This window comes from Microcystis sp. M144S2 (assembly GCF_020246065.1).
In the GTDB taxonomy this organism is placed as follows: Bacteria; Cyanobacteriota; Cyanobacteriia; order Cyanobacteriales; family Microcystaceae; genus Microcystis; species Microcystis ichthyoblabe_A.
In genome coordinates this window covers 1-17,894 of sequence record NZ_JADBTR010000093.1, presented here as the reverse complement: position 1 = coordinate 17,894, position 17,894 = coordinate 1, and the positions used below count along the sequence as shown (strand labels likewise).

General features: G+C 45.3%; 17 protein-coding genes. 4 read left to right on the top strand and 13 right to left on the bottom strand.

All coding sequences use genetic code 11. The features are described from left to right. From IM462_RS11705 to IM462_RS11690, 4 genes are all read right to left on the bottom strand, one after another. Nucleotides 1-752: NAD-dependent epimerase/dehydratase family protein (locus IM462_RS11705; RefSeq protein WP_287699866.1), on the bottom strand; the 752-nt coding region annotated here is incomplete at its 3' end. Beyond that, complete coding sequence (locus IM462_RS11700; RefSeq protein WP_287699865.1) at nucleotides 742-1,854, bottom strand: glycosyltransferase family 4 protein; 1,113 nt, start codon at nucleotides 1,852-1,854, stop codon at nucleotides 742-744. The genes IM462_RS11700 and IM462_RS11705, both read right to left, overlap by 11 nt. 51 nt (nucleotides 1,855-1,905) lie before the next feature. Next, on the bottom strand, nucleotides 1,906-2,982 hold the full coding sequence (locus IM462_RS11695) for a glycosyltransferase family 4 protein (RefSeq protein ID WP_287699864.1): 1,077 nt from the start codon (nucleotides 2,980-2,982) through the stop codon (nucleotides 1,906-1,908). A 175-nt stretch (nucleotides 2,983-3,157) separates the two neighbouring features. Then, nucleotides 3,158-4,120, bottom strand: a complete 963-nt coding sequence (locus tag IM462_RS11690; RefSeq protein WP_287699863.1) for a glycosyltransferase family 2 protein — start codon at nucleotides 4,118-4,120, stop codon at nucleotides 3,158-3,160. Between the two features lie 519 nt (nucleotides 4,121-4,639). Between IM462_RS11690 and IM462_RS11685 the strand changes: the two genes are divergently transcribed. Both IM462_RS11685 and IM462_RS11680 read left to right on the top strand, forming a co-directional pair. Further along, entirely contained in the window at nucleotides 4,640-5,308 is a 669-nt protein-coding gene (locus tag IM462_RS11685; RefSeq protein WP_287699862.1) for a lysophospholipid acyltransferase family protein, read from the top strand. A 249-nt stretch (nucleotides 5,309-5,557) separates the two neighbouring features. Next, on the top strand, nucleotides 5,558-5,806 hold the full coding sequence (locus IM462_RS11680) for a hypothetical protein (RefSeq protein ID WP_223210962.1): 249 nt from the start codon (nucleotides 5,558-5,560) through the stop codon (nucleotides 5,804-5,806). Here the strand turns inward: IM462_RS11680 and cbiB are convergent. The 3 genes from cbiB to IM462_RS11665 are packed head-to-tail and all read right to left on the bottom strand — an operon-like array spanning nucleotide 5,777 to nucleotide 7,624. Continuing rightward, nucleotides 5,777-6,757 (bottom strand): adenosylcobinamide-phosphate synthase CbiB, encoded by a 981-nt coding sequence (gene cbiB / locus IM462_RS11675; RefSeq protein WP_287715218.1) that lies wholly within the window; start codon nucleotides 6,755-6,757, stop codon nucleotides 5,777-5,779. The two genes, IM462_RS11680 and cbiB, sit on opposite strands and share 30 nt — an antisense overlap. Nucleotides 6,758-6,759: 2 nt before the next feature. After that, complete coding sequence (locus tag IM462_RS11670; RefSeq protein ID WP_287715217.1) at nucleotides 6,760-7,233, bottom strand: GFA family protein; 474 nt, start codon at nucleotides 7,231-7,233, stop codon at nucleotides 6,760-6,762. Next, the gene (locus IM462_RS11665) at nucleotides 7,181-7,624 is read right to left on the bottom strand and encodes an Rrf2 family transcriptional regulator (RefSeq protein ID WP_002783777.1); all 444 of its coding nucleotides are present in this window, start codon (nucleotides 7,622-7,624) and stop codon (nucleotides 7,181-7,183) included. Before IM462_RS11665 ends, IM462_RS11670 begins: the two co-directional genes overlap by 53 nt. A gap of 300 nt (nucleotides 7,625-7,924) precedes the next feature. Between IM462_RS11665 and IM462_RS11660 the strand changes: the two genes are divergently transcribed. Beyond that, nucleotides 7,925-8,314, top strand: a complete 390-nt coding sequence (locus IM462_RS11660; protein WP_002798186.1) for an AbrB family transcriptional regulator — start codon at nucleotides 7,925-7,927, stop codon at nucleotides 8,312-8,314. Between the two features lie 394 nt (nucleotides 8,315-8,708). On the opposite strand, the gene IM462_RS11655 is transcribed toward IM462_RS11660, so the two are convergent. The 4 genes from IM462_RS11655 to glgX form a co-directional block, all read right to left on the bottom strand. After that, complete coding sequence (locus IM462_RS11655) at nucleotides 8,709-9,458, bottom strand: SIMPL domain-containing protein (protein ID WP_287699868.1); 750 nt, start codon at nucleotides 9,456-9,458, stop codon at nucleotides 8,709-8,711. Nucleotides 9,459-9,920: 462 nt separating this feature from the next. Then, nucleotides 9,921-11,219, bottom strand: a complete 1,299-nt coding sequence (gene eno / locus IM462_RS11650) for a phosphopyruvate hydratase (protein WP_287699861.1) — start codon at nucleotides 11,217-11,219, stop codon at nucleotides 9,921-9,923. Nucleotides 11,220-11,265: 46 nt separating this feature from the next. Continuing rightward, entirely contained in the window at nucleotides 11,266-12,027 is a 762-nt protein-coding gene (locus tag IM462_RS11645) for a DUF3887 domain-containing protein (RefSeq protein ID WP_287699860.1), read from the bottom strand. 115 nt (nucleotides 12,028-12,142) lie between these two features. After that, on the bottom strand, nucleotides 12,143-14,221 hold the full coding sequence (gene glgX / locus IM462_RS11640) for a glycogen debranching protein GlgX (protein WP_287699859.1): 2,079 nt from the start codon (nucleotides 14,219-14,221) through the stop codon (nucleotides 12,143-12,145). Nucleotides 14,222-14,399: 178 nt separating this feature from the next. On the opposite strand from glgX, the gene IM462_RS11635 reads away from it, so the two are divergent. Next, complete coding sequence (locus tag IM462_RS11635; protein ID WP_287699858.1) at nucleotides 14,400-15,173, top strand: hypothetical protein; 774 nt, start codon at nucleotides 14,400-14,402, stop codon at nucleotides 15,171-15,173. A gap of 215 nt (nucleotides 15,174-15,388) precedes the next feature. Here the strand turns inward: IM462_RS11635 and IM462_RS11630 are convergent, their stop codons facing one another. Next, the gene (locus IM462_RS11630; protein ID WP_287699857.1) at nucleotides 15,389-17,257 is read right to left on the bottom strand and encodes an SUMF1/EgtB/PvdO family nonheme iron enzyme; all 1,869 of its coding nucleotides are present in this window, start codon (nucleotides 17,255-17,257) and stop codon (nucleotides 15,389-15,391) included. After that, entirely contained in the window at nucleotides 17,250-17,618 is a 369-nt protein-coding gene (locus tag IM462_RS11625; protein WP_287699856.1) for a Pepco domain-containing protein, read from the bottom strand. Before IM462_RS11625 ends, IM462_RS11630 begins: the two co-directional genes overlap by 8 nt. Nucleotides 17,619-17,894: the final 276 nt, after the last annotated feature.

Genomic DNA, 17,894 nt, shown 5'->3' with positions numbered 1-17,894 from the left:
TGTTGAGCAATGAGTCGAATTAATTGGGGAGTAGAAACAGCTTGGTTATCGCTAATTAAAAAAATTTGATTAGCGGCATTAGGATGATCTAAACAGGTAATAATGGCAGCAACTAAGTTACCCACAAAGACAAAACTACGACGATTTTTTATTGCACCAAAAGGTAAGGGTAATCCCCGTTTAATTAGTTTCATCAAGCGCTCCATATTACCCGGATTACCAGGACCGTAAACTAGAGTAGGACGAATAATTGTCCAAGTCATGTTACTATCTTTGGCAAGGTTAATTAAAGCTTGTTCTGCTTGCAATTTACTACGACCATAGGGACTATCAGGGTGACAGGGAGAATTTTCTGTGAGTATCCTATCGCTTTGAGTTGTCATCGCACCGATAGAACTGATAAAAATAAAGTGTTTAACTCCTGCTTGAATTGACTGTTGAACCAAGTTAGCTGTACCTTGAGTATTAACCTTAATAAACTCCGCTTCTGGATTGGGAATAGTTTCGTTGATAATATGAGCGCGAGCCGCTAGATGGATGACTATATCAATTCCCTCAAGAGCCTCTTGCCAATTAGTTTTTTCATCGATATGGCCAACTTTGATAGTTTTAATTGGGATAGATAAGGACTGAGACAAATTCTTTCGTACTGCTGCAGTAATCTGGAATTTCTGCTGAGACAAAATTGGCAGAAGATAGCTACCGATAAAACCTGTTGCACCCGTAATTAATACTTTATTCTCAATCATCATGTTTTGTGTTTTCTGCTAAAACTTGTTCATAAACCTGAAAGGTTTTTTCAAACATCTTCTCAAAAGTATATTCTGTTTCGTAGCGTTTGCGTCCTGCCGCTCCCATTTTAGCTCTGAATTGTTGATCAAGAACTAATTGTAATAGTCTCTGGTGTAACGTGTTAACATCTCCCCTCGCTACGGTGTATCCGGTTATTCCTTCCACAATGGCTTCCGATGCTCCACCCACATCTGATACAATTACTGGTAATCCCGCTCTCATGGCTTCGATTGTAGTGCGAGGAAACCCTTCCCAATTAGATATTAAAGTAAATACTTGGGCTTGAGCTAAGACTTCAGCTACATTATTGCGAAAACCTAAAAAGTTAACTCTGTCGATAATTTTTAGCTCCTTGGCTAAGGTTTTAATTTTTTCTAAATCCAGACCGTCTCCGACTAAATCTAAATGGGCTTCGGGAACATTTTGAAAGGCTTTCAGTAAGGTTACATGGTCTTTTTGCTGATCAAATCTTGCCACCATGACAACACGAACAGGGTTAGCATTACTAGGATTAGCTCTCAATTCTGCTGGTAGATCTGGCATCCCATTATGAATGGTCAATAATCGCTGCGGTTGCATACCAGTTTTTATTCCAATTAATCGATCTTGTTCCGAAACACAGATAATTTTATTAGCTAAAGGTTCTGTGATTTTTTCTGACCACTGATAGATAGTTCGACTCGGCTCTGGTACACCTCCTGTAAAAGCCCAACCATGGACGGTAAAAATGCAAGGAGTCTTGCTTTTTCTGGCCGCTAATCGTCCTAAAATTCCCGCTTTACTAGAGTGAGTGCTGATAATATCTGGTTGGAATTCTGCAATAATTTGTTTGATAAAATTCAAGGTTTGCCAGTCTTTAATTAAGTTAATTTTTTTGCCAAAGTGTTGACAAGATACATTGGTTATGCGATGACTGATCAGATCGTCATTATAAATGCCTTTTATTCCAGTAACAACTAAGACTTGATGGTGAGAATCTTGCAAAAATCTCGCTAAATCCCGTACATGAACCTGTGCGCCTGCAACGGTATCTGCTCTAGTAATAACAAAAAGTATTTTCATTTCATGTATGGTTTCGATTCTTGATTTATGGATAATTTTAGAAAAACAGTTTTAGGTTTTTAAAACTTGATTAGCTTTTTGCAATAGCTGCAACATTTTAGGGGCGGTTATTTGAATATTATACTTATCTTCGACAATTTTTCTGCCAGTCCATCCCATGGTTTCTCTTAAATCTCGATCATTTTTCAGCTTTTGAAAAGCTTGCAGCCATTCAGCTTGACTACTAGCTTGAAAGCCGTTGATACCCTCCTTAATAATCTCTGCGTTAACCCCCACTGGTGAACCAATAACTGGGCGAGTAGATGCCATATATTGGATTAGTTTAAATCCGCATTTTCCTCGCTCAAATGGCGTATCGGTAAGGGGCATAATCCCCACATCAAATTGTTGCATCTCTTTCACCTCGGTTGCCTCAGACCAAGGCTTAATTTCTAAAGGTATATCCTCTAGATTTATCTCTTTGGCACCGATAGCAACGACTTTGGCAGCACCATCTCGACAAATCTCTTTTAAAACAGGATAAAGTTCTTGTATATAATCGACAAACTTCAATGGACTTCCTATCCAGCCGATGGTAAAGACTTCATTTTGAGGAGCTTTTGATAAGGGATAGCGATCAAGATCGACGACGGTGGGTAATATTTCTACCCATTTAGCTCCTGCTTGTGTTGCTCTGTTAGCTAAGTAATCATTTCCCGCAATCACTAACCGAGCATTCTGCATTACTCGATCGATTTTCTGTGCCAATAGCCATCTAACTATAGGAGCAGAATGTTGATCGTAACGGTGGAATACTGCGTCATCATAATCAACTAAATAAGGTGTTCTTCCTCTGAGCAACAGTAATTCTAGCCAAGCTGGTAGCCAAGGTAATGCTTCCTTTTCCAACCAGATTAAATCGTATTTTTGAGATTTCAACAGCAGCGAAATTCTCTGTTGATAAGCAGATAATAATCTCGATAAAGGGTATTTTTTCCCTAAGTAGCGAGTTCTAAGATAATCATTATCTAATAAAGGAGCGGTCTCAACCGCTATTCCCTCTTTTTTCAAATAAGGCAAATATTGGTAGGTACGATAGCGGCTACTAGCACCTAAAGTATCATAGCGACTGAATAACAAAATTTTCATTATCATTGGGAATTAGGGTGATGGACTTTACCATGTATGTCCCTAGACAATTGAACGCCTGATTAGACTAGCTGCTGCCTAGTACATTCATTGTTGACACTACATTATCAATTTATTTACTTGCTCACAAGTATCATTTCATACATTTATCTGTCTTTGATTTTTCAATAATTATTTATTGGCGACTATACCAGTATAAAAAAAGCAAATATTCTTTAATCATTTGTAAAATAAAATTAGGAGCCTTGCTCTTATTACTTCTTTTTAAAGCAATTGAAGCACAATGTAAATAGACCATAGACAAAGCCCTATGCTTGAGTTTTTTCGTCTCTATATTGTTGTCATAATTATTTTCAAAAAAATCATTGTACATTATTGGAAGTTCTTGTATCCAGTGCTTTGCCTGCGCCCTTGATACGGATTTAGAATCCAGATGATGCCGAAAAAAGGCAATAACACCGGTTATATATTTTAAATTATATTTGGTGGCAACACGGAGAAAAAATTCTCGATCAAGAACAAAGTTCCATCTGGGATTGAGACCTCCTATGTCACTGATAACAGTACGTCTCCACATACTGCCCTGTTGAGGAATTGGTACTGTGTAGTTTTTGAGCATTTCATCTATAGTAGAATTTTTCCCATAAAGTCTAGATTTATTATTTTCTGAACCTTGGTCTATATCTCCATAAACAAAACTGACATCGGGATGATTTTCTAATTCTTTGGCCATTTTAGCTATAGCTCCTGGATACAAATAATCATCCGAGTTTAGCCAGCCGAGAAATTCTCCAGTGGCCTTCTTAAAACCTTTGTTAATGGCATCTGCCTGTCCCTTATCCACTTCACTAACCCAATAGGCAATCCATGGCCCATATTTGCGAATGATATCTACACTGCCATCCTTGCTGCCGCCATCAATAACGATATATTCCAAATTAGGATAGTCCTGCAATAAAACAGAACGTATTGTTTCCTCCAAAAACTGTGCCTGATTGTAGGAAGGAGTAACTATTGTCACCTTGGGATAGGCAGAACTATCAATGCTATTTGATGGTATATCTTCTGTTGTCCAAGGCCAACCAGTTTTGTTAGGTGGCGGTGGTGGCAGTTCAATTAACCTAGAACAATTGGTCATTCTCGTAACTATCTTAAGGTTTATGAGGCTTTATTATAACAAACTTTGTCAATAAAAGAGTGATTTCCTCTCAAGAAATTACCAGAGGATCAATTATCTGCTGTCAGAGCTTGGCATTGTTAAACTCTGCCGAAGGTAAATTTGTTCTCGGAAATCACCTAATAATTATATGCTTACCCTGCTGGCGGCGGACTTACCGGCTCCTACTCAAGAGCTACAATCTAGCTGTCAATAGCCTTTGAGATGCGCTTACCCTGTGTTGTCTTGGCATCTTGTCTGTTAATTTAGCATAAAGAGTAACGAAGAGCCCTTTTTTCAGTACCCAAGCAAAATTAATTACACACCTTGCTAATCCTTTTGCCGCTCTCAACCCTAGATAAGTAATTATGCCAGTTAAGAAAGCGGCACGCTTAACCTTTCCCTAACCCATAAATTGCTATACATTTTAATTGTGTGAGGAGTGAGAAGAAAGCAAAGTCCTTGGGGTCGAAACACGGCAAGACTCCCAAGGGCTTTTCCATGTCTAGGGAAAAATTGTCAGTCATGAACCAGCCTCAAGAGCGAGAACCTTTTGCCAGTTTAGTTTTATATCATCTCTTTAAATGGTCGTTCGTTAGCCCAACCCTACACGGCTATTTTCGCGGTCGCGTTTACGGAGTGGAAAATGTCCCCCGTCGTCATCCTCTGATTATCGTCTCCAATCACGCCAGTTACTTCGATCCACCCCTATTATCCTGTGCCGTGCGTCGTCCCGTAGCTTATATGGCTAAAGAGGAATTATTTACCATCCCGATTTTAAAACAGGCGATCGCTCTTTACGGGGCCTATCCCGTCAAACGCAGCAGTGGTGATCGCGGGGCAATTCGGGCGGCGATGGCAGCCTTAGCAGCGGGCTGGGCAGTGGGAGTGTTTCTGGAGGGAACCCGCACCGAGGACGGATTAATCCATCAACCAAAACTAGGCGCGGCGATGATTGCCGCTAAAGCGGGCGTTCCCCTGTTACCCGTCAGTTTGTGGGGGACAGAAAAGATTTTTCAAAAAGGGTCTTCTTTTCCCCATAGTATCCCCTTAACCATTCGCATCGGGGAAGTGCTGCCGCCACCGATTTCTAGCAAAAGAGAGGCTTTACAGGCAGTTACCGAGCGCTGTGCCGAAATTATTAACGGATTACACGCTCTCGGACGCTAAATCTTTGCCTTTTGCATGAGTAGAAAACGGGTTTCTCGGAGAAACCCGTTTTCTGTGCGTTACTCAACGGATTTAGTCTTAGATTTCTTTCTCCTACACTTTCAAGTCGGGAATCTAGGCTAAAATTGGCATAACTCGACCATCGCCTCGACCATGTTCTTTTTTGTCCTCGGCTTCAATCTAGGCTTAACTTTATTTAATTGCTTTCTAGTCTGGAAATTGTGGCAATTGCGGCGGATTTTAGGGCGAGTGACCAAAATTTTAAACCGGGTGGAACGACGTTTACACCACATTTTTTACCCCGCCCCCGAATATATTCTCATCGCCGGGGCGAAAACCTATTATCTCCGACAAAACTATCAACGCCTCTGCGGACAGATACAGATACTGCAATCCCTATTCTTGACCTTCTCCCTGATTATCCGTTACTGGCAGCGTCAATCCCGTCAACGCCGTCGCCTGTGGTCGCTAAAATTGAGCAAAATCTCTAGCAACTAAGCAGCTAACAGCGATCGCCAACCAAAGTAATACACAAGTACGAGTTAAATGCAAAGCCTGTTCGACGGTTTTAACGGTAATCGGGTTGAGGTCATCGCCCAATAAAGGTTTTTCCACAATCTGGCCCCGATATTGATTTTTACCCCCCAATTGCACCCCCAAAATCGCCCCATAGACGCATTCACTCCAACCGGAATTAGGACTAGGATCCCGACGGGCATCGCGCCAACAAATGCTTAAAACCCGCCCCGGCTGGCCCGAAATTAGGGCGAGAGTTAATACCGTCAAACGACAGGGTAGCCATGTCAAAACATCCTCGCTTTTGGCACTAAACCAACCCATATGGGTGTAGGGTGGCCGACGATAGCCAATCATCGAATCGAGGGTACTAGCGGCTTTATAAGCGCAAGCGAGGGGCACTGGTCCCACCCCCAGAAAAGCACCGAGAAGGGCATAAAAAAGCGGCGCGGTAACTCCATCCACACCATTTTCACTGACAGTTTCTAATAGGGCGCGGAGGATTTCTTCCTGGCTGAGATTATCTGTGTCGCGACCAACGTATAAACTTAGTTGGCAACGAGCTAGGGTGATATTTTCAGCTTGTAAAGGTGCGATGACGGTTTCGGCAGCCCTGCGTAAACTTCTACCGGCTAAACAACTAGCCAAGAGAATCATTTGTACTAGGCAACTCAGCAGCAAATTGACCTGACCTAACCATTGGATTCCTAGCCAAGTTAAGACCCCAGCCAAGATAATTAAACTCAGTCCCAGAATTATGCCCGCTAAACGTTGGCAAATTTTTTCCCGCGTCCAATTAAGGATAACTTTTGTGGCAACGGCAATAATCGCCCCCATCACCTGCACTGGATGAATCCATCCCCAGGGATCGCCGATCAGATAATCTAAAACTGCCCCTAATACTAAAATGATCGCCGTTGCCGTTTCCTTCACAATTACTCCCTTTTGCCATCGATATCCCGAATTTTCTCAATATTGTCTTCCCAGTTAGCCCCATCAAAGAACTGGATCTGAAAATCGCCTAAGACATTGCCATCCAAACAGCGCAGGTTTATATCTATAGCGTCAGGATGGGAGCGGGGACGATAGAAAGGATGAATACCACAAACACGACAAAAATAATGTTGGGCTGTGTGGGTATTAAATGTATAGGTACTTAAGAAATCTTCACCGCTTAGGAGGGTAAATTGTGCTGAAGGAACAATCAGATGCAGAAAGCCTTTTTTCTGACAAATCGAACAATTACAGTCTAGAGCTTGATCATGCTCGATCGCCACTTGAAAACGGATCGCTCCACAGTGACAACCCCCCCCATAAATCTTTCCTTGAGTTGTTGCTGTCATAACTTCTAAACTACTAAACAATAAAGCTGGTTTCCTCTCCCCTAGCGGCGATCCAGCTACGCGCATCGTAGTATAAATCGGCTAAGGTAATCTTCCCCAGGGCCTCTTTTAATTTCTCGTGGAGGTGTTTCCAGATAGTAAATGTCACCCAATCTTCTGCCTGTTCGTCCCTGGGATGATAACCTGATAATGGCTCGATCGTCTCTCCCACCGCCTCCAAAATTTGCCCCAACGAGATACGATTTGCCGGCCTGGCTAACTGATAACCTCCTTGCGCCCCCCTAAAGGAGCGAACTAACCCCGCTCGTCGCATTTCTATCAGCAATTTCTCTAGATAGGCAGCCGGTATATCTTGACGCAGAGCGATCGATTTTACCGATACGGGAGTTCCCCTCGGTTGTAAACTAAGATCCAGCAAGGCTTTAACACTATAGTGACCCCTAGTTGTTAGCTTCATTATCCCTCATTTTTACCTCTTTATCTCTATCCTACCCCCTGCCCTCCTTGATGACAGAAAGGCTAACCTCTCTTACCCCGGCATCTCGATCAACATTGGTAAATTCTGTTAAGATTTTGATCGAGAGATAGAGTGTAATCAATTACAATCAATTTCCTCAAGCAAGTGATAATTTTTAGTTTATACCGTGTAAGATAAGTGTAGAGATCAATCGTAACCCGATTGTTTCTGGTCAGGGGAAGCAATTCTCCTCGACTAGCCTTGATGACCCTAACCTTTACTTATCTACTGCAAACTTAAATGAACAAAACTACTAATCCAGAACCCCTGACCGGCCTCGAACTAATTGAGAAAGTTAAACAGCTAGGCAACCTCAGCAAAGAAGAAAAAGCCCGGGAATGCGGCTACTATACCATGACAAAAAATGGTATTGAACGCGTTAATATGATGAAATTTCTCAATGCTTTAATCGATGCTGAGGGAATTGACTTAGATAGCAGTGCCAATGGTCACGGACGAGGTGGGCGCTCGGCCAGCTACCGGATCAGTGTCCAATCTAATAATAATCTCCTGATCGGTTCGGCCTACACCAAAAAAATGGGACTCAAACCGGGAGATGAATTTGAAATTACTTTGGGGAGAAAACATATTCATCTCAAGCAAGTTGGCGCCAGCGACGACGACGAATAGCAATAATTAAGGAGAGAGCCGTTTCACTCTCTCCTTGCTATCAGATAGGGTCGGCTGAAAAAGTCGATCGAGGAATCATGCTATTAAGTAGTCATGCAAAATAAATTTCCTCTTGCATGAGTGCCTCTCCTCATCTTCTCTTAGCTTGTCCGGATTTTCTGGGAGCATCTCAGTTTCGCCAAAATACCGACAATCAGCAATGATCAGTCATCCTTAAGGTAGTACAAATGTATAAACAACCGCGTGTAAGCATCCCACTCCAAAGGCTAATCCGCGGGGCGATTGAGGGAAAAAATCGCCAATAACCGCCAATTTTAGAAGATAGTTTCCCTTGAAAAATCCCCACTGAGTAGATTGACAAAAATTAGATGCAGCCGTGGGTAAAGACTGTAATTCAGTCAATCCCGAAAGTTATCGAAACCACAGCGGTAATATCTTTGTCGATCGAGGAAGTGTCGTAAATTCCCGAATCGCTCACGTCAGTGGAATTGCGCGAGGTGATCTGAAAAACTCCCGTTTTCGCATCGCGCACCCTTCCCACCCGACTGCCGGTACTACTGGCGATCGCCTCAGCCCTCGCTCTTGCATCCTTGGTCGCTGCAGCCACCATTTCCACCCGCAGCTTATCCAGTTGGGTGTAAAGATATTGGGGAGGTTCAGAGACGAGGCTAATTCCCTCCTCGATCAATTCCGTTACCTGCCTAGAAAGTTCCGTGTAACGGGCCACATCGCTCGCTCGGATCTCGAAGCGTTGGGTGAGACGATAGGCAAGAATTTGCCCAGTTTCCTGGCCGTTAGCTGTTACTTCGGGAATCGCCATCGTCTCGATCGCGTTAGTGGTGATTGCGTCCTCGGGAACTTGTTTTTCTTTGAGATAAGCTCGTATCCGCTCGGTTTGCCGGATCAGATCGCGGTAGGCATCTTGGGCGGTAGGTTGTTGACTGGAAACCGATAAACGCCAGAGAAGATAATCGGATGTAATCGCCCTTTTGGCCGAACCAGTGACGACAAAAACATCGCTCGCCCGTTTCACCGCCAAGAACGAGCGTGCCGCTATCCACGAACTCAAGACGAGAGCGATCGATAGCACTGATAAACCCGCGAACACCTGTGGGAAACGTCGAAATATAGAACTGTCTTTCATCATCCCCATCCTAGAAATCTGACGTTTCCATCCTATGCTAGTAGCGAGTGCCTTGAAATTATTATTTACAAAAATCAATGGAGGTCGCAATCTGACGGGATGCTTTCCCTTCCCCAAAAACTCCCTAGCGCTGACGGCGACAACGCCCGATAAGTTCAGCTTGACCATGGAATGGGCTTTATCCCCCTCTGTTTAACCCGAACTGTGGTTAAATAAATACTTCGCCGAAAAAGGTTTCAGCGAAGTACCACAATAGTCAGTGACCAGTTATCAGTTATCAGTACTTTTAGTATAACACCTTTGATCCAAAAATCATAACTTTGTGCAAAAAAAAGGCCACAAATAAATACTTCGCCGAAAAAGGTTTCAGCGAAGTACCACAATAGTCAGTGACCAGTTATCAGTTATCAGTACCCTTAGTATAACACCCTTTTTCGATCACTGCAAGACTTTTTGCAAATTTTAGGCCAAGAATTTTGGACCTAAACCGACTTTCGGCGCGTACACCGCCCGATCGCCCAATTCTTCTTCGATGCGTAATAAGCGATTATACTTAGCCACCCGTTCACTGCGACTGAGAGAACCGGTTTTAATCTGTCCGGCATTAGTGGCCACCGCTAGATCTGCGATCGTGGTGTCTTCCGTTTCTCCAGAGCGATGACTGATAACAGAACGATAACCGTGACGGGTGGCCAGGGCGATCGTTTGTAGGGTTTCCGTCAAAGAACCGATCTGATTGAGTTTAATCAGGATCGAGTTAGCAATACCCAGATCGATCGCTTTTTGCAGACGGATGGGATTAGTCACCATCAAATCATCGCCCACCAACTGAATCCGCGACCCCAGTTTATCGGTCAATAATTTCCAGTTATCCCAATCCTCCTCGTGTAAACCGTCTTCAATAGAAATAATCGGATAGCGATCGACTAAACTGGCCAAAAAATCCACCATTTCGGCCGGAGAATGGGCCGAACCATCGTAGATGTATTGACCATCCTTATAGAATTCACTGGCGGCCACATCCATAGCTAAAGCCACCTCCGACCCCGGTTTATAACCAGCACGTTCGATCGATTCAATCAAAATATCCAAAGCTTCCTGATTTGAAGCCAAATTAGGAGCATAACCGCCCTCATCGCCCACACCAGTCAGTAATTTGCGTTCGTGCAAGGCCTTACCCAAAGCGGCGAATACTTCCGCTCCCCAACGCAAACCCTCCTTAAAAGAATCGGCCCCGATGGGGAAGATCATAAACTCCTGAAAATCGACGTTATTATCAGCGTGAGAACCACCATTGATCACGTTCATCATCGGGACGGGTAGCACATTGGCCATCGGACCACCGAGATAACGATAGAGAGGCAATCCCAGATCCGCCGCCGCTGCTTTGGCCGTAGCCAGAGAGACGGCTAGGATAGCATTAGCCCCTAATTCTCGTTTATTGGCCGTGCCATCGCGATGGATCATAGCTAAATCGATACTAGCTTGGTCGAAAGCATTCATCCCCTCCAAAACCGGGACAATTTTTTCGTGGACATTGCGAACCGCTTTCAGGACACCCTTACCACCGTAACGCTGGGGATCATCATCGCGTAATTCGTGGGCCTCAAAACTACCCGTAGAAGCGCCACTGGGAACCTGGGCCAAACCGAGCGCCCCCGATTCTAACAGCACTTCCGCTTCGATCGTGGGACGGCCGCGGGAATCTAGAATCTCCCTAGCTGCGATCGCTTCGATGGGAACTTCGATTTTATCTAACATAACTTATCGTCTCCAACTCAATTTACGGGGTAATTTCGGCTGATTACTAATTGCCTAAAGGGAAATCCACGTTGACAATCTGCTTTTGATCATCAAAAACGAGGATTAAAGTATCCGTCAGTTTTTCAAATTGAATCGTCACCAACACCAAATCCACGCCGTCCGTATCCGAACCTTTTCTGACCTGAGTTCCCACAACCCGACGCACAGGGCCGGTACGCTTAAGTAAATTTTCCCAAGCGCCTTGCACTCTGGTGGGGAAAACCTCAGCTTTGAGAAAAGGGTGTAGATAGCCTCTGGCCAGGCCGTAGTCTTTATTGACCAAAGCCTTGACAAAAGCATCGCCAATCTCAGAAATACTACGAAATTCGGGAAAATCGGCGGCAATTACCTGACCAGCTCGGTTAAAGGTAACTATCACATCGTCGGTAACTTTCTCAAATTCAACGGTGACAATCACCAGATTGGCATTGATAGCATCGAGTAGCCTGCTTTTGACAATGCGCTTAAACGGTCCAGTATGGTCAGTGACTTGGCTTTCCCAGACCTTTTGCAGTTTTTCGGCAGTCCAGAGGGGTTTTAGTTGGGGTGACAAAGCTGCGATCACCTTGTCGTATTGTTTAGTTCCCAACCATTCCACTATCTGCCGAGCTTGCTTTTCTTCCCGAACGGGATCACCAAGAGTGATCGCAGTCGGTTCTAGGTTCGCCTGTACTGGTGAAACGCTGAACGGAGTCCAAGGCAGGGAAAAACCAATTAAACACAAAGAGAGAATCGATACCCGTTTCGCTAATGAAAGCCGCATCATTTCAGCTATTGCTCCGCAAATAAATAACGTTTTTCCACTTGACGATTGAATTGATGCCATTGTTCATTAGTTAAAGCATTCAACATCGGTCGATCGAGCAATATCTCTCCTCTTGTTATACTGATTTAACGATTAAAACTACCGCCGAACGCGCTTGCACCCGATAATTTTCCGATTCAATAGCGGCGGCGGCATCTAAATCACAGGCTGCCTCGGACAATTGCCCAGCAGTATCGATGACGCAATGCCATTTTTCCCCTTGTCCCAAGGGTGGTAACTGGAAGTTGAGAGATTCCCAGTAAGCGTTGAGCATAATGTGTAAATACTCGTTTGCCTTAGGATGACGCAGGGAAAAAGCTAAACTGCGGGAATCTTCCGACCAATCGGGTTTACTCAACTGTACACCATGCCAACTGAGATGGGGTTCAAGACTGGTATAGGTGACTTCTAGCAATTTTTCTTGACGGAAAAGAGCTAATTTTTTATTAAAATCGATCAGTCTCCTTACGAAACACCAAAGATCGAACTCTTGCTCTACCGCACTCCAATCGAACCAACTTAACTGGTTATCCTGACAATAGGCGTTATTGTTGCCCTTTTGGGTGCGTCGCACTTCGTCCCCCATCAACAGCATAGGTGTTCCTTGGGAAATGAACAGGATCGTTAAGAGATTTTTTATTTGTTGCAGTCGCAGGGTTTTAATCGCCTCGTTATTGGTTTCCCCTTCTATCCCACAATTCCAGCTAAAATTATCGTTGCAACCGTCCCGATTCTCCTCGCCGTTAGCCTCGTTGTGTTTCTCGTCGTAGGACACTAGATCGTTAAGGGTAAAGCCATCGTGACAGGTAACAAAATTTATACTTCTATTGACATCAGTGTTAGGTCTGTGGTATATGTCGGGGCTTCCTAAAATCCGCGCCGCTAATTTGCTGACTATGCCGGTATCTCCCCGGACAAAAGCGCGCACATCATCGCGAAAAGGACCATTCCACTCGGAAAACCAATCGGCAAATTCGACAAATTGACCGACACTATACAATCCTGCTGCGTCCCAAGCTTCGGCGATTAATTTTGTGCCAGCTAAGACCGGATCCGATTCGATCGCCCAGATAATGTTATAACCTTTTTGCAGGATCGGTTCCCCGTCCACATTGCGCGATAATACGGCCGCTAGGTCAAAGCGAAAACCATCCACGTGCATTTCCGACACCCAATAGCGCAAACAATCGAGAATCATTTTGCCAACAATGGGATGACTGCCCTTGAGGGTGTTACCACAACCGGTATAGTTGCTATAGAGGCTTTTATCGACCGCATCGAGGATGTAGTAGGTGCGATTATCGATACCTTTCAAGGAAAGAGTCGGCCCGGTTTCGTCCCCCTCGGCGGTATGATTGAAAACCACATCGAGAATCACTTCGATCCCCGCTTTGTGTAACGCTTTCACCAGATCGCGAAATTCATTCAAAGGACCGATCGGTGAGCGATCGCTACTGTAACCGGCATGGGGCGCAAAAAAGCCGATCGTGCTATAACCCCAATAGTTAGTTAACCCCGGCATAGCGGCAGCGGGATCAAAGTAATGAATCGGTAACAATTCCACGGCAGTAATGCCTAGGTTTTTTAAATAGGGTATTTTTTCGATTAATCCCGCAAAAGTACCTCTTTTTTCCTCGCTAACGCCAGAATTCGGGTTACGGGTAAAGCCACCGACGTGCATTTCGTAGATAAAACTGGCAGAGTAGGGAGTGCGTAGCGGTTTGTCATCTTCCCAATCGTAGCGGCCCGGATCCACTACCAGACCCCGCAAAGCTCGATGACAATTATCGCCTTTTTCGCTGGCAGCTTGTCGATCATAAATTTCCGCACCGACAATCGCTTTCGCATAGGGATCGAGAACTACTTTATCAGGATCGAAGCGATGACCCTGGGCCGGATTATCCGGACCATAGACTCGATAAGCATACACTTGACCGACTCCAATGCCGTGAACGAAAATATGCCAATAGAAAAAGGTGCGGTTTGTTTGCGGGGTGAGGAGAATAGTCTGGCTAGGTACGGGAGAATTAGCATCATCAAATAATAATAATTCGATCGCAGTAGCATACTTAGAAAATAGTGAGAAGTTGACACCATCGGCCAAGACAGTCGCACCGACGGGATGGCTTTTACCGTGATCGGTTTCTAAGGTCATTGTCAAGAGATAAGAAGTGATTAGGAGTAGTATAAGATTATTCGGCGTTGCTGAATCAAGGGATGAATGCTAACTGTGTATCGCATCCAAAAGTTAGTTGGAGTCTAGGTTTTAAAAATTTCACCAAAGAAGATTAAGATATCCAATCAGCAACGCTGGCGTTATACCGATTAGAGCCATGACCACAGAAAGACAAAAACTTTACGAGCTAAACGTAGTCAAGCTATTTCGTGATGCAGGAGGATTGAGCCACTACGCAGAACTGCACGTGCCAGATCACCTGGAAAGACCCGATATCATAGCAAGAATTGATTCTATTACGATTGGAATCGAAATCAGGAATCTATTCAATGACGAGAAAGAGGGGTCTGGCAGTCGCGACCGTAAGCGTCGTGGCATATATGAATCTGTAGTTAAAACTTGTTCCCACATTCATTCAAGGCGTAGCGACAAATGGATTGATGTCCAGGTATCCTTTAGCAGTTATCGTGATGCTGACCTGATCGCAAGGCGAGAAAGAAAAATAGCTGAGATGCTAGTGAAATTGGTTGAGAAGTATGATCCTAAAATTGGAGATTGTTTCACCTTGCGTGCTGAAAAGTTGTGGGGGCCGGATTGGCCTGAAGAAATCGACTATGTTCGCGTAATGCGACTTGAAGGGGATCACCCCCCTCATTGGAGTTACACATATAGCTTTTGGGTCGGTGAAACAACAGACGAACTAATACAAAATGCGCTTGACGACAAAGAACGGAATATTCTGAAATGGCGTGATGGATTTGATGAGGCATTGCTTTTACTTGTCTTAGATGGCAGCGTCGGCGCAAGTACGCTTCGCCCGCATGAGCAGTTGATGAATAATGAGTATCTAAGCTCTTTTGATCGAGCCTGCGTCATGGAGTTCGATGGGAAGAGTTACAGAGAACTGCGTCTGCGAAGAGCTAAGGTATAACGCAGTGCGATCGCCGATCTTGTCTGGTGCGTTCCCTAACCTGGCCCCCACTGCTCCAGCGATCGATTTTGGGTAGCGCACCCCGCATATTCTATCCCCCGATAGCGATCGCTAAATAAATTTCTCAAAAAAATCGACCCGCCTAAGGGCGGGAAAGAAAAGGAAAAAGAAAAAATAGGGAATGAGGGTAAAAAGGAATAAAAAGGGGAAAAGGGTTACAGAGTCCTCCCAGCACCGCACACCACCCGAAAACCGAGGTCGTTGACGTAGTCGTCGCGGCGGCTGCCGCCGTTGCGGTAAGCGGAACGGCAGTAACTTGGACTGCTGCACCAACAACCGCCCCGCGGAGGAGAACGATTATCATCCCCATTTTCTGTCCAGACACTGCCATCCGTCGGCGCACCATCATAATTATCGTGCCAAGTATCGGCGCACCATTCCCAGACATTGCCGTGCATATCGTACAGTCCGAAGGCATTGGGGGGAAATTGTCCCACAGGAGTCGTTTGTTGTCGATATTCTCCTTTGTATTCATCGGCGTAGGTTTCGCTGGACCTGTAGTTGGCCAATTCCCCTGTAATGGTTTCCCCAAAGTAGAATGGGGTGGTGGTTCCAGCACGACAAGCGTATTCCCATTCCGCTTCACTCGGTAGTCGATACTCCCGTTTTGTTTCTCTTGATAGTCGTTTACAAAATTCCGTTGCTTGATACCAGTTGACTCTTTCTACGGGTAGCTCATCCCCTTTGAAGTTAGAAGGGTTTGTCTCTAGGTCGATGTCTATTTTAGCGGTTGCGGCGATCGCTTTCCACTGGGCCTGGGTGATGGGGTATTTACCCATAAAGAAGGGTGGGACAGTTACTTCATGTTGTGGTCTTTCCCTTCTAAATACTTCCCAATTAAATTTTTTAACCAGTTTTTCGATTTCCTCGTCTTCTGTTCCCATCAGGAAAGTTCCCCCCGGAATGGCAACCATCTCTAAGGTGATGCCGTTGCCCAAATCTTCGCTGAAATATTGGGACTGTTTCGACTCTTTTTTGATTTGCTCACCCTTCGCATTTACTCCCACCACCTCAAAGTTAAATACCTTGAGTCCAGTTTCTTGAGAAGGTTTAGGGGTCGATGACCTATTTCCCTCAGACCCCGTGACGTATTCGCGACGCGTCAAAGGAATCGAAGACTGTCTTAGAGCGATGCGCTTGATAGCTTCGATCGCATCTAAATCGCCACGAGATGCTCCTAAGACACGAATCCATAACTGTTCAGCTAAGTCAAGGTCGCCCCTATTTTCTGCTAAGGAAGCCTGATATTTTAGGGGTTGCACGTCCCTAAGCGTGGCAACTTGTTCTAACAAAATAAAATAGAGCTTGTGGGGCGGTTCTGCTTTCAGATAGGGATTCTGTCTCGGTTTCCCATATCTAGCGTTAGTTTGCTCGACTTGACGGCGCAGATATTCGTCTAGACGCTCGACCGTAGCACAATTGGCTTCTCCTTGCCGCCGCAATCCTTCCAGCAGCGTATGAGTAAATGAGCCTTGTTGCAACTCATCGATCTCCCAAGATTGCTGATTGGCAGTACAGGAATAAAAGGTTATGACTCCCTGATGCTCCTCCTCTCCAATGCCCAGACCGCCTCGGCTGTCCTCATCTCGACAGGCATCTAACAATAGTACGACGTTATCCGCCCCAGACCGCCGCAGCCGCTCGGTGACATAATCCACCGATACAGCCGTTTCTCTTACATTGCCCGGATCACTATCCGGCAGCATCAGATAGTCTTTGTCTTGATAGCGCCTGCCATGACCAGCAAAGAAAAACCAGAGATTGTCTCCAGACTTAAGCAGGGGAGTCTCGAACTGCTTCTGAAGAAACCGCTTGAGACGACCGTAGGTTGGCTGCGTGGGAATGGGGGGACTAGCAGGAATGGGTGGAGAATCTTCGGTAAAGAGAAATATCCCACTGCGATCGAATCCTCCCTCCCCTTCACACCAAGCTTTGATCGCTTCCGCGTCTTTCTTGGCGTATTTCAGCGGCTTGAGGTTGTCATACTCGTTGATGCCGATCGCTATCACCCAGTTTTTAGCCATCTTTTCTCTTGAACTTAAATGTCATCGCTCCTTTCCCTCCTGCTTTGCCCCCGATCCCAAACAGGCTAACTTGTCCTTCCCCATTAATTTCTACAGACAGTTCCACTTCATCGAGCCGGATTTTAGCGCCTGGAGGATCGGCTTCATCGAGCATTTCCCGCATCGCTTTGAGAAAGCCCTGCATTTCTAGCTTCAGTTTGGACACATCCACTTGACTTCTTTCGGTGGCCGCAACTTCGGCCGATTCACCGATCTTTCCCCCGATATCACGGCTACTTCTAGCGCCGGTGGGCGTTTCTCGAACATAAGATTCACCCGTAATGATCCATATTTTGCTGGGAGTCGCGATATCTTCGGTCATTGTGTTGATTTCCCCTAAATGTTATTTCACTTGCTTTTAACCAAACTTTCTAAGTAGGTAGGCGTTAAAAATTATCAGATGCCCCCCTTATCAAGGGGGGACTAAGGGGGGATCGGCACCCCCCTTATCAAGGGGGATCCCCCCGCCTATCGGCACCCCCCTTATCAAGGGGGGCAGGGGGGATCGGCACCCCCCTTATCAAGGGGGGACTAAGGGGGGATCGGCACCCCCCTTATCAAGGGGGGCAGGGGGGATCGGCACCCCCCTTATCAAGGG